The sequence below is a fragment of the Puniceispirillum sp. (SeqCode) genome (genome assembly GCF_965657105.1).
GTDB lineage: Bacteria > Pseudomonadota > Alphaproteobacteria > Puniceispirillales > Puniceispirillaceae > Puniceispirillum.
Genome location: NZ_CBFHNB010000007.1, coordinates 1 through 11,955, shown reverse-complemented (window position 1 = coordinate 11,955; position 11,955 = coordinate 1). Strand labels below are relative to the sequence as shown.

Here is an 11,955-nt window from a genome sequence, read left to right as displayed (position 1 = left end):
ATTTATTTTTCAGAAAAGAACTGAAGCGCGCATAACCTTGCATAAAGGCCATCTTTGGCGATCAGATCATCATGCGTGCCAGTTTCGGTAATGCCGCCATCTTCCATCACCAGAATCATATCGGCATTGCGCACAGTTGCCAGCCGGTGCGCAACCACTAATGTGGTGCGGCCTTTTTGCAGTCGCTCGAGTGCGGTTTGTACCTGTTTCTCCGAGGCGGCATCCAGCGCAGCAGTGGCTTCATCAAGTAATAAAATGGGCGCGTCTTTTAGCATCGCTCTGGCAATCGAAATACGTTGCCGCTGGCCACCTGACAGGCGGTTACCCATAGCCCCAACCTGTGTTTGATAAGCGTCTGGTAGCGCCATTATGAAATCATGTGCCGCAGCATCTTTGGCGGCAATGATAATGTCTTCGTCGGTGGCATCAGGTCGGCCAAAAGCTATATTTGCCGCTACGGTGTCTTCAAACAGAACCGCTTCTTGGCTGACCAACGCTATATTTGCCCGCAGGCTTTCGATTGTCAGATTGCGGATATCCTGACCATTCACCGAAATCACACCTGCGCTGACATCATAAAAACGCGGCAACAAATTGATAATCGTTGTTTTACCAGCCCCACTGGGCCCAACCAAAGCGACGGTCTGCCCTGCTGATGCGGTGAAGCTCACATCACTTAATGCGGTTTCTTTTCCATAGGTAAAATCAACTTTGTCAAAACTGATAACACCCTTATCGCCTTTGCCCAGCTGAATGGTTTTGGCATTAGGCGCATCTATTATCAATTTGGGAATATCAAGCAATGACAGAATACGCTCGGCCGCGGCCAACGCTTCTTGCGTCACCGCATTCAAGGTGCCAATGCCGCGCACAGGTTGCACCAGCATGATCAAGGTGGTGATAAAGGCGATTACATCGCCTACCTGCATATCGCCATTGGCTACACGCCAACCAGCCAACGCAACAACACCGCCAACAGCAAGACCACCAATGACCTCAAGAATGGGGTCAATCATCGCACGTCCGGTTAACAAGGCAACAAGCCGTGCAAACAAACCATCAAAGGCAACTGAAGTCCGTTTGATTTCGGCATTTTCCATCTGATAGGCTTTGACCATACGCACACCTTGCAATGTTTCGGCCAGCAGTGAGGTCACGCCTTCCATATGTGATTGCAGATTGCCCGAAGCTTTACGCTGGCGATTACCAATGCGAATGATAGGCTGGATAGCGATTGGATAGACCGCCATGACTATAAGTGTCATCAGCCAATCAAGATAGATCATCGCCCCAATCAGCACGATCACGGTCAGCGCATCGCGAACCAGATTGTTGGCCAGCCGGACAAAGGCTTCCCGCACCAGATTAAGGTCATTCATGATCCGTGACATGAAAGTACCAGCCGGTTCGCGTGTCACCACCGATAGATCAGCTTCGATCAGACTTTTTGCCATATCCTTTTGCAAATCGGTTGTCACCCGCAAAGCCAGTTTGTTGACCTGAACCGTTTGTGCAAATAGCGCGCCGCCTTTTAACAAGGCCAGCATGATAATGATGGGAGGGGCATACAGGATCACTTCACCAGCGCGGCCATCAGCCAATGCGTTGAAAATATATTTGGTCAAAAGCGGATAAGCTGCTGCGGTCGCCGCGACAAAAGCCATCAAGACCACTGTGCCTGCCAGCTGGCCGCGATAGCGGCGCACCCAGCCTTGCCATATGCGGTTAAATATCTTGCGGTTCATGCCGCGTTTATCGTCACGTTCAGCCATCAGCCCTAACCATCTTGATAGGTGGTAAAAGTGCGGAAATCGCCACCAACACACGCGTAGGCGTGATCGTATCAATCTGTCCCGGAATACCCATTTTGTCCTCATCAACACAAACAGCCAGAATATTGGGACTGTATGTCAAAGGTCCCGACTGTGCAAACAAACCAATTGATGGCGTGCCAGCCACCGCCGATAAATTTAGCAGACTAGTGTCATTGCCTGCATAGCAAATGGCACGAACAAACAGGGCAATGGCAACATCCAGCTTATTGGTACAACTAATCACTCCGGTTGTATCGGCAAGATGAGACAACACCGCATCAATGACAGGTTGTTCCGCGGGGGCACCCATCAAACCTATATGAATATCAGGCCGGGCAAGACGCATCTGCGCTACAAGCTTGGCAAAGTTTTCAGCTGACCAGCGCCGATCAGGATGCATCGCCCCCACTCCCAGGATTATGAGGGGACATTTTCCATTCTTGTCGATCCCAACATGATGTGCTGCCAGAAATTTATCAGCTTCATCAAAGGCAAAATCGGTTGGGGTGATCTGCCAGCTGGTTGTAACCGGTGCAAATCCATTTATATCAGCAAATATAGCCATCTTGCTGGTCGGATGCTGAAGGCGCGCTGACTTTGGCAGAAAATAGCCTCGATTCAGCCAGCGTGACTGCCCACCAATGCCATAGCCAAAACGGGCGGGAATGCCTGCCAGCCACGCGGCAATGGCATAGGTGGAACTGTGATGCATAATAACAACCTGATCAACGTCTGCTTGGCGAAAACGCTGTGCCAAGCGCCACAGACCCATAATACCATCATGCTGACCACGTTTACCGCGCTGCGACCTGTCAATATCCAGAATATCGATAACACCGGGGGTTTTGGCGAATAACACCGATGCCTGAACTGTTGGTTTGGTGGCCAGAATGACATCATAAAATGCGGCTAGATGATCAATCCATGGCTTGTGCCAGACCATATCACCTATGCCAACAAGCGGCTGTATCACAAGCAAACGGCGGCGGGGCATCCCCTCTTCGGGGATTTCAAGTCGTAATAAAGACGTCATAGATATCTAAAACTAATCCCAATCCGGTGGCGGCGATTACGGTAATGTCAAAGTTTCGCAAATTTGCTATAAATAACAGTAACGCAGTCAGGTCTTAATAGGCTATTTCTATATTTATTCCTAGCTATTTGCCATCTGGCTTATGCTTGCTACAACATCTTAACCGAACCCGGCATACTTATGTTCAAACGCTTTATCCGAAATAAATTTGTCATATGGTGCCTAAGCTGGATTGTTGCGGGCATTATTGCGTCGATTATGATCACCACACGCTGGAAAACGGTTAATCGTCAACTTGCCGACCAGATATTGAATAACCATAATGGCTTTGTTTTGGTTTTATGGCATGAGCGCATTTTTGCCGTGCCATGGCTGTGGCCGAGACGGCACCCGATGTATGTTCTGCAATCACCACATGCTGATGGACAGCTTATGTCCTATACCGTCAATCGCATGGGAATCCGGACAGTGTGGGGCAGTTCAAACCGCAACGCCATTTCCGGTTTACGCGGGCTAAAGCGTGTTCTTGATCGGGGTCAAATCGCCACCATCACACCCGATGGCCCGCGTGGTCCAGCCCGCAAGCTGGCAGTTGGGCCTGTTGCGCTTGCCGCAATGGCTGGCAAGCCAGTGGTGCCTATATGCTGGGCTGTTGATCGTTACTGGCGGGCTCCTGGTTGGGATGGCACGATCATTCCCAAGCCATTTGCCCGTGGGCGCTTTATCTGGGGTGATCCAATTGATGTGCCAAAAGGTGATCGTGACACGATGGAAGCCAGCCGGCTAAAGATTGAGGCCGCCATGAATGACCTTGCCGATAGGGCCGATCGCCTGTTTACCGAGGAGGATGGTCAGCGTTGATGTCACTGCGTCTATATAATTTTCTATGGACATGCCTGTATCCTATTATCGGATTGCTACTGGCACGGCGCGCGCGAGCTGGTAAGGAAGACACAGCCCGCCTTGGTGAACGCTATGGGCGCTATGGGCGCTATGCCGAAATATATCAGCGTGGAAGTATATGGCTACATGCGGTCAGCGTCGGGGAAACGATTGCCGCCTTGGCATTGGCGGATGCCCTTCATGATGAACATAATGATCACCCCCCAATTATCATCACCACCAACACCATTACAGCAGCGCAGATGATCGCCCGTGCCAAGACGCGCGCGTCGATCACGCATATCTATCAGCCCCTTGATCATCCTGCCTTTGTTGATCGCTTTCTGGATATGTTTTCCCCGCAGGTTGCCATTTTTCTGGAATCTGATTTTTGGCCGAACCTTGTTACCCGCACTGCCGCCCGTCATATTCCAGTCATATTTGCATCATCGCAATTATCACAAAAAGCCGTCACATCATGGCGGCGCCAGGCCAGCATCGCGCGTCAGATATTTGGATGCGCTGATTTAATATTGGCCGTAGATGAAGATCAGCAACAGCATTTTATCACACTGGGTGCAACAGCCTCTCACGTGCATGTCGGTGGATCGTTAAAAATGACTACGGCAAGCTTGCCTATTGATGCAGATCTGCAAAATCTCATCCGTAAAGCCAGCGGTAAACGCGCTATCTTTCTGGCCGCTTCAACCCATGAAGGCGAGGACGAATCCGCCATTGCTGTTGCCCAGCAACATGCTGATAAAATATTGACAATCATCGCACCGCGACATCCCGAACGTGCCGATGCGATCGCTGTTATGGCGCATAAGGCGATTGGGCAAATTATACCGCAACGAAGCAAAGGGCAAACGCCAGACAGCGGAACAGCACTTTATATGCTGGATAGTCTGGGCGAAATGGGCAGTGTTTTTGACCTTGCCGATGTTGTATTTTTGGGCGGGTCACTGGTGCCAAAAGGCGGGCATAACCCGCTGGAACCTGCCAGCTTTGGCATGCCAATCATCACTGGCACGCATATTTTCAAAAATGAAGCCGAGTTTAACGCACTTTTTAGTTGTGATATCATTCATATGATTGATCAGCCAGATGATCTGGGCGCGATGGTCACTTCTGTGCTATCGTTTGATGCAGACATAAAGCAACAGCAAGCCGCGGCGGCAAAAAACTATGTTGAAAGCGCCCGCCAACGCCCGCTTAAAGCTGCACGAATGATTTTTGCAGTGGTCAATGCCAAGGCAGTGGATAAATGATTAAAACACCTGAATTCTGGAATCATAAGGGGATCGTATCTACCGCCCTGTTACCGCTTGCCGCAGTCTGGGCGACAGCAACGTTTTTGCGTGATCGTCTTGCAAAGCAGGTCAGCGCCGCCTTGCCAGTGATCTGTATTGGCAATCTAAGCGCTGGCGGCACAGGAAAAACCCCACTTGTATCACTTTTATATGACCGCCTTATCGAAGCGGGGATGCACCCAGTTATTCTAAGCCGGGGATATGGCGGGTCACAAAAAGGGCCATTATGGGTTGATGGCACCATTCATACAGCCGCCGATTGTGGCGACGAGCCGCTAATGCTTGCTGAAGGGCGTGACGTGATCATCGGACGGGATCGGGTTGTGGCGGCCCAGGCCATTTCAAATCGTGGTATTCACGATATCATTTTGATGGATGACGGCTTACAGCACCCTTATGTGAAGAAAGATATGGCTATCGGCGTTTTTGACGGTTCCGTCGGCATAGGTAATGGCAGGCTTTTACCAGCTGGCCCGATGCGCATCGGCTTTGAAAATGGCCTTGCCAGCCTTGATATTGCCTTTATCAACGGTGATGATGAACATGAATTAACAGCGGCAATAGATGGCCGCGTGCCAATCTTGACCGGAACAGTAGTTGCCGACCAGACAATCATTGCTGATCTTGGTGAGACACCCTTATTGGCATTTGCCGGTATTGCCCGCCCACAGCGTTTTTTCCGCACCATTGAAAAAGTTGGCGGCGTTATTGTGCAAAGTCTGGCATTTGCAGATCATCACCTTTACACGCAAAGTGACCTCACCCGTTTACAAGAAGATTCAATCCGGCTTGGTGCCAGCCTGATCACTACGCAAAAAGACTGGGTTCGCCTGCCTGCCGAATGGCGTGAACGGATTTCATTTATGCCGATCACCATGCAGACTGACAGCATTGATGACATGCTGGAGCGCATCATGGCAGTTGCCGCTTCAAAAACGCGTGACAATATAAATGTCTGACCCATTACCAAAAGTCATTTTGCGTTTGATACGTCAGATCATCTTCTGGCCACTAGAAGCCTTGCTAGTCTTTATTCTGTTCGGGACAGCGCGCATTCTGCCCGTTGCCATTGCTAGTGCCTGTATGGGGCTGGTGATGTCACTATTGGGGCCTTTAACCCCATGGCATAAGCGTGCCCGGCGTAACCTTGTCTATGCCATGCCGCATTTATCATACGCCGAACAAAGCCGAATTTTGCGAGGCATGTGGATGAATCTTGGGCGTGTTATTGGCGAATATCCGCATATCAACAAACTTGTCGATAAAGGCTATGTCGAATTTATCGGACAGGAACATATCCGCGATGTCGAAACTGGTGGTTTTCTGATCAGCGCCCATATGAGCAACTGGGAATTAGGTCCCTTTGCCGCGCGCAGTGTCGGTAAAAAGGTGGCGGCCATTTATCGCCCACTCAACAATCCGTTTCTGGCAGGGTTGCTAGCCCGGCGCCAGCGCACCTTTGGCGGCGAAATGTTCCCAAAGGGCCGTGAAGCCGCGTTAGGCATGATAAGCGCCATTCGCAAAAAACAGTTCATGTGCTTGCTTATTGATCAGAAGCTACGCGAGGGCATGGCGGTTCCCTTTTTCGGGCATCCGGCAAACACGCCGATTGGCCACATCAAAGTCGCCATCAAAAAAAAGGTGCCTATTTTCTATGTGCAGATGGTGCGGATTTCTGGTTGCCATTTCAGACTGGCGATTTCACCTGCCATCAATTTGCCAGATCATGACGATGATGCCAATGTTCTGGACGCCGCGACCGCGATCAACAAGACCATCGAAGACTGGATTATCCAGCATCCTGAACAATGGTTCTGGCCGCATCGCCGCTGGACTAAAGATGTCTAGACCGGGGATGTCTAGACCGGGGATGTTTAGATCGGGGATGTCTAGAACAGGCTGTCCTGTTTGGTATCTTTTGTAGTGGAAGGCTTGGCGTTAGCTTTCTTTGCCGGTTTAGCGGGCTTATACACCGCATGGCCAGTGCTATCTGGATCAAGCAATGCCTGACGGCTAGCATCTGCAAAACGTAAGGTAACTTCGGCGCCCTGCGGCGCGTCAATAGCACGCTTTAGCGGCGTTCCTTCGGCATCGATTACCAGCGCAAACCCGCGATCCAGAACTCGTTCAAATGAATGCGCATCCAGCAATTTTCCGGCAGACTTAACAGCTTGTTCATGTCGCTCGATCATCTGCCCAAATCTATTGGCAAGGCGGTCTGATAGCTGGGTGAAATGCCCACTCATTTCGGCAAGTTTTGTCTCTGGTGGGCGTAATCGTCCCGCCAAGCCAGATAAATCAAGCCGTCGGGCGGCCATTACCCGTTCCAGCGACGTATTAAGACCAGCCAGCGCATAATCAAGCATTTGCCCACGACGGGCAATCATCTCAGCTGGATCAAGCAAGCCACGGGTGGCCATACGCACAAGCTGATTTACTGTTTCCAGCCGCTGACTGATACCACGTTTCAATCGGGCTTCGGTCTCACTTATATAAGCCGCAAGGTCAGCATGCACCGGCACCGCCAACTCGGCTGCTGCGGTTGGCGTTGGGGCGCGCAAATCGGCGGCAAAATCAATTAATGTTGTATCGGTTTCATGACCAATAGCCGAAATAACCGGCAGTGAACAATCGGCAACAGCGCGGACAACTTCTTCTTCATTAAATGCCCATAAATCTTCAAGTGCCCCGCCACCACGTGCAACAATCAACATATCGGGGCGCGGGATCGCTCCATTAGCTGGCATCGCATCAAATCCACGGATAGCCGCGGCGACCTGCCCTGCAGCGCTTTTGCCCTGAACCAGCGTGCCCCACACCAAAACATGCACCCCAAAGCGGGCGTTGAGACGATGTAGAATATCCCGGATAACAGCACCAGTGGGGCTGGTAATGACGCCAATCGTTGTTGGCATCTCGGGAATTGGTCGCTTACGGTCAGCATCGAAAAGCCCTTCGGCCGCCAGCATACGGCGGCGTTCTTCGAGCATTTTCAACATTGCACCTTCGCCAGCTATTTCCATCTGAGTGACAACAATTTGATATTTGGACTGACCGGGATATGTGGTCAGCTTGCCTGAACAAATAACCTCCAGCCCCTCTTCTGGCTGAACCTGCAAATTACCAGCTACCGTTTTCCAGCATACCGCTGCCAAGGTTGATCGGTCATCTTTCAAGGTGAAATAGACATGGCCAGATGGCGCCCGCGTCGGTCGTGAAATTTCTGCCCGCACCCTTACATAGTCAAACGCCCCTTCAACCGTGGCCTTGACGCGTTTGGACAATTCACCAATCGTCATATAGGGTGCGTTATCACCTGCTGGGGCGACATCATTCTGGCTACTGTAAATATCGTTAGATTCGGTCATTGGGATCTCTTCCATGTTGTGACTATTCTATGGCATATTGGCGCGGCTGCAACTCCAAAGGAAACAAAGCAAAATGAAAATTCTACTGATCGGTAGTGGTGGACGCGAACATGCGCTTGCCCGATCAATTGCCGACTCACCACTCGTCTCGGATTTACGCATCGCACCGGGCAATCCCGGCATGGAACGGCTAGGCACACTTATTCAAATCAAAGCAGACGATTATGACGCCTTATTCGATTATGCTGTAACCGAAGCTATTGATCTGGTTGTCATCGGCCCCGAGGCCCCTCTTGTTGCCGGACTTGCTGACCGGCTAGGTGATGCTGGTATTCGTGCCTTTGGACCATCCGCGGCAGCGGCGCAACTCGAAGGGTCAAAAGAATTTGCCCGTGACTTCTGCACGCGCCACAATATTCCTCAACCGGGCTTCTTTGCGGCGCAAGATAGTGACACTGCCTATCGACATATTGATGCGATGAACGGATTTTGCGTGATCAAGGCTGATGGTTTGGCCGCCGGAAAAGGCGTTGTTGTCGCCGATACAGCCGATGAGGCAAAGGCCGCCGCCGATGCCATGCTAGGCGGTCGCTTTGGTGATGCGAGCAAAACCATTCTAATCGAAGAACGTATCACTGGTCCCGAAGCCTCGCTTTTCGCTTTGCTTGATGGCCGCGACGCGCTTTATATGGCGAGTGCCCAAGATCACAAGCGTGCCTATGATGGTGACAAAGGTCCCAATACTGGTGGCATGGGGGCTATCTCGCCATCGCCACGGCTTGATGACGCGCTGATTGAACAGGTCATGGATAATGTTGTTCGTCCGCTTGCGCGCGGTATGGCAGATGAAGATATTCCCTATCGGGGGGTTCTTTATGTTGGTTTGATGCTGACGGCAACAGGTCCTCAAGTTATCGAATTCAACTGTCGTTTTGGCGATCCCGAAGCCCAAGTTATTCTGCCGCGTCTAAAAACCGATATCATCAGCGCCATGCTGGCGGCAACCGATGGCGGGCTTGGTCATTTTGATATGCGCTGGGACGATGCCAATGCCGTGACCGTTGTGATGGCAACTAAGGGCTATCCAGAGGCTTATGACAAAGGCAGTGCTATCACTATTAATGAACGTGATGATCCGAATTGCATTGTCTTTCACGCGGGAACAGCGCGCGATAGCAATGGACAGCTTATTGCCGCAGGTGGCCGCGTTCTGGCCGTAACCGGCATGGGTGATGATGCCGCCACAGCCCGCCAAAAGGCCTATGACGCCGTTGACAAAATCGACTGGCCCGAAGGATTTTACCGTAGCGATATCGCCGCTATTAGCGAGCGTTTCGCAGCAAAAAAATCAGATAGCATGACACTGGCCGCCTTTTCAGACAGGCCACCATAGATTTCTGGATGATGATGACAGCTTGGGTGGTCAAAATAGCGGATGCCTGACTCAACCGCCCCTGCCTTTGCGTCATAAGCGGCAAAATAGACCCGCCTTAGTCGCGCATGCGCAATCGCGCCTGCACACATCGCGCATGGTTCGAGCGTGACCCATAGATCATAGCCATCAAGTCGCGATCCGCCAGTTTTAGCCAATGCAGCATTAATTGCCAGTATTTCAGCATGATGCAAGGCATTGCCATCACGCATCATACGGTTGGACTCAAGCGCAACTATGGTTCCATCTGGCGCAACAATGGCCGCCGCAACAGGCACATCTCCGGCCTTGGCAGCATCTTGTGCTGCCACCAGCAAATCATCCATTAGGCTATTTTTCATCATCAAACAGTCCTGACATATAAGATAATTGTTTCCAAGCCTCGTTTTTAAGATTATGTCATCGATATGGCTAATAACGAAACATTTACGCTTGATAAAAAAAGTGACAGCGAACGCATTGCCAAGCGCATTGCACGGGCGGGGGTCTGCTCACGCCGTGAAGCCGAGGCACGTATCAATGAAGGCCGCGTCAAAGTAAATGGCAAGGTCATCACTAGCCCCGCATTGAATGTATCTGACACTGACCGGATCAATGTTGATGGACAGGCATTGCCGCATCGTGAACCGGCTAAATTATGGCGCTATTATAAACCACGTGGGCTGGTGGTCAGCGATCGCGACGAAAAAGACCGTGAAACAATTTTTGATCATCTGCCCGCCTCACTGCCACGCGTCATGACCGTTGGTCGGCTCGACATTGATTCAGAAGGTCTATTGCTTTTGACTAATGACGGCGACCTTGCGCGTCATCTTGAGCTGCCAGCAACCGGCTGGAGTCGTAAATACCGGGTGCGGGTTCAAGGCCATGTAAATGAAGCTGCACTGGCACCGCTTGAAAAGGGCATCACCATTGACGGGGTGCGCTATGGACGTATTGTTGCAAATCTTGACCGGCAAATGCAGAGCAATGCTTGGCTAACGATAGCCATCCGCGAAGGTAAAAACCGCGAAGTACGTCGTATCATGGAGCATCTTGGTCATAAGGTTAGCCGCCTTATCCGGGTTTCCTATGGACCATTTCAGCTAGGTGATATGCGTGACGGCGATGTCGAGCTAATACGAGCCCGCGTTTTATCAGATCAACTTGGCCTGACCGATCCTGAAGATGATGGTCATGCTACAGCCAAACCACGTCTGCGTGCAAAACCAGGCATGAAACGATCAGGTGGCGAACGCTATCAAGGTAAATCGAGCTCATCACAACAAGACGATAAACGAGGCAAAGATGCGCATAATCGGGGGCCGTCATCGCGGCACAAAACTGGCCGATCTGGACGGCGATAAAACCCGCCCAACTGCCGATCGTGTGCGTGAGAATCTGTTCAATGTTCTGGCTGGCGGCAATTATGGTGAACAGCTAAGAGATGCCCATGTGCTTGATCTGTTTTCTGGCACTGGTGCTTTGGGGCTGGAAGCCCTATCCCGCGGCGCACGCACCGCCTGCTTTGTCGAAAAAGATCACAACGCCCTATCGGTCATACGTGCCAATATCGCCCGCCTGAAACAACAAAATAGCTGTATGATTATTGCTGGAAACGCCCTCTCATTAACAGGGATTCGCGGCGATAAAGCCAGTTTGGTTTTGGCCGATGCCCCCTATGGTACTGGTGACGGTTTGCTGGCAGTCGCACATATGCTGACCATCGGTGCGCTGGCGACAGATGCCTTGATCGTCGTTGAAACGGCAAAATCTGAGACACTCGACGCGGATGTGATGCAGACGCACCAACTGACATGCCATGAAAGCCGGACCTATGGAAAGGCCTCGCTTCATTTCCTAACAAAAGTCAGTTAGCTTATTTGCGACCAAACAGGGTTTCAATCTCGGTCAAGCTAAGGCTTACCCATGTTGGGCGACCATGATTGCATTGTCCCGAACGTGGCGTGACTTCCATTTCGCGCAAAAGCGCATTCATCTCGTCACCATTCAAAACACGCCCTGCGCGCACCGAACCATGACAGGATACCGTAGCCAGCACGTGATTTATTCGATCTTCAAGGCTGGTGCTATCGCCCAGTTCGATCAATTCTTCGGCAATATCCTGAACCAG

At 51.2% G+C, this 11,955-nt stretch carries 11 protein-coding genes and 1 pseudogene; 7 read left to right on the top strand and 5 right to left on the bottom strand.

The features are described 5' to 3' along the window. Positions 1-2: 2 nt before the first annotated feature. Positions 3-1,772, bottom strand: a complete 1,770-nt coding sequence (locus ACTF7Q_RS01925; RefSeq protein WP_438996165.1) for an ABC transporter ATP-binding protein — start codon at positions 1,770-1,772, stop codon at positions 3-5. Further along, entirely contained in the window at positions 1,765-2,847 is a 1,083-nt protein-coding gene (locus ACTF7Q_RS01920) for a glycosyltransferase family 9 protein (protein ID WP_438996164.1), read from the bottom strand. Before ACTF7Q_RS01920 ends, ACTF7Q_RS01925 begins: the two co-directional genes overlap by 8 nt. A gap of 180 nt (positions 2,848-3,027) precedes the next feature. On the opposite strand from ACTF7Q_RS01920, the gene ACTF7Q_RS01915 reads away from it, so the two are divergent. The 4 genes from ACTF7Q_RS01915 to ACTF7Q_RS01900 are packed head-to-tail and all read left to right on the top strand — an operon-like array spanning position 3,028 to position 6,890. Further along, on the top strand, positions 3,028-3,708 hold the full coding sequence (locus ACTF7Q_RS01915) for a lysophospholipid acyltransferase family protein (RefSeq protein WP_438996163.1): 681 nt from the start codon (positions 3,028-3,030) through the stop codon (positions 3,706-3,708). Further along, positions 3,708-5,000: a 3-deoxy-D-manno-octulosonic acid transferase gene (locus tag ACTF7Q_RS01910; protein WP_438996162.1), complete on the top strand. Its 1,293-nt coding sequence runs from the start codon at positions 3,708-3,710 to the stop codon at positions 4,998-5,000. Before ACTF7Q_RS01915 ends, ACTF7Q_RS01910 begins: the two co-directional genes overlap by 1 nt. Further along, positions 4,997-6,001, top strand: a complete 1,005-nt coding sequence (lpxK, locus tag ACTF7Q_RS01905) for a tetraacyldisaccharide 4'-kinase (protein WP_438996161.1) — start codon at positions 4,997-4,999, stop codon at positions 5,999-6,001. Before ACTF7Q_RS01910 ends, lpxK begins: the two co-directional genes overlap by 4 nt. Further along, positions 5,994-6,890 (top strand): lysophospholipid acyltransferase family protein, encoded by an 897-nt coding sequence (locus tag ACTF7Q_RS01900; protein WP_438996160.1) that lies wholly within the window; start codon positions 5,994-5,996, stop codon positions 6,888-6,890. Before lpxK ends, ACTF7Q_RS01900 begins: the two co-directional genes overlap by 8 nt. Before the next feature lie 41 nt (positions 6,891-6,931). On the opposite strand, the gene xseA is transcribed toward ACTF7Q_RS01900, so the two are convergent. After that, the gene (gene xseA / locus ACTF7Q_RS01895; protein ID WP_438996159.1) at positions 6,932-8,410 is read right to left on the bottom strand and encodes an exodeoxyribonuclease VII large subunit; all 1,479 of its coding nucleotides are present in this window, start codon (positions 8,408-8,410) and stop codon (positions 6,932-6,934) included. 73 nt (positions 8,411-8,483) lie between these two features. Between xseA and purD the strand changes: the two genes are divergently transcribed. After that, positions 8,484-9,803, top strand: a complete 1,320-nt coding sequence (gene purD / locus ACTF7Q_RS01890) for a phosphoribosylamine--glycine ligase (protein ID WP_438996158.1) — start codon at positions 8,484-8,486, stop codon at positions 9,801-9,803. Here the strand turns inward: purD and ACTF7Q_RS01885 are convergent. After that, entirely contained in the window at positions 9,710-10,186 is a 477-nt protein-coding gene (locus ACTF7Q_RS01885) for a nucleoside deaminase (protein WP_438996157.1), read from the bottom strand. The genes purD and ACTF7Q_RS01885 overlap by 94 nt on opposite strands. A gap of 63 nt (positions 10,187-10,249) precedes the next feature. Here ACTF7Q_RS01885 and ACTF7Q_RS01880 point away from each other — a divergent pair, with 63 nt between their 5' ends. Next, positions 10,250-11,188 (top strand): pseudouridine synthase, encoded by a 939-nt coding sequence (locus tag ACTF7Q_RS01880; RefSeq protein ID WP_438996156.1) that lies wholly within the window; start codon positions 10,250-10,252, stop codon positions 11,186-11,188. Continuing rightward, the gene (rsmD, locus tag ACTF7Q_RS01875) at positions 11,130-11,699 is read left to right on the top strand and encodes a 16S rRNA (guanine(966)-N(2))-methyltransferase RsmD (RefSeq protein ID WP_438996155.1); all 570 of its coding nucleotides are present in this window, start codon (positions 11,130-11,132) and stop codon (positions 11,697-11,699) included. The genes ACTF7Q_RS01880 and rsmD overlap by 59 nt, the downstream gene beginning before the upstream one ends. 1 nt (position 11,700) lies before the next feature. On the opposite strand, the pseudogene ACTF7Q_RS01870 reads toward rsmD, so the two are convergent. After that, positions 11,701-11,955 (bottom strand): annotated as a pseudogene (locus ACTF7Q_RS01870) (DNA mismatch repair endonuclease MutL); the annotation flags it as partial.

Bases quoted from the DNA above. Each gene is read 5' to 3' on its own strand.
- ACTF7Q_RS01925 (WP_438996165.1), bottom strand. From the start codon at position 1,772: ATGGCTGAACGTGACGATAAACGCGGCATGAACCGCAAGATATTTAAC.
- ACTF7Q_RS01920 (WP_438996164.1), bottom strand. From the start codon at position 2,847: ATGACGTCTTTATTACGACTTGAAATCCCCGAAGAGGGGATGCCCCGC.
- ACTF7Q_RS01915 (WP_438996163.1), top strand. From the start codon at position 3,028: ATGTTCAAACGCTTTATCCGAAATAAATTTGTCATATGGTGCCTAAGC.
- ACTF7Q_RS01910 (WP_438996162.1), top strand. From the start codon at position 3,708: ATGTCACTGCGTCTATATAATTTTCTATGGACATGCCTGTATCCTATT.
- lpxK (WP_438996161.1), top strand. From the start codon at position 4,997: ATGATTAAAACACCTGAATTCTGGAATCATAAGGGGATCGTATCTACC.
- ACTF7Q_RS01900 (WP_438996160.1), top strand. From the start codon at position 5,994: ATGTCTGACCCATTACCAAAAGTCATTTTGCGTTTGATACGTCAGATC.
- xseA (WP_438996159.1), bottom strand. From the start codon at position 8,410: ATGACCGAATCTAACGATATTTACAGTAGCCAGAATGATGTCGCCCCA.
- purD (WP_438996158.1), top strand. From the start codon at position 8,484: ATGAAAATTCTACTGATCGGTAGTGGTGGACGCGAACATGCGCTTGCC.
- ACTF7Q_RS01885 (WP_438996157.1), bottom strand. From the start codon at position 10,186: ATGATGAAAAATAGCCTAATGGATGATTTGCTGGTGGCAGCACAAGAT.
- ACTF7Q_RS01880 (WP_438996156.1), top strand. From the start codon at position 10,250: ATGGCTAATAACGAAACATTTACGCTTGATAAAAAAAGTGACAGCGAA.
- rsmD (WP_438996155.1), top strand. From the start codon at position 11,130: ATGCGCATAATCGGGGGCCGTCATCGCGGCACAAAACTGGCCGATCTG.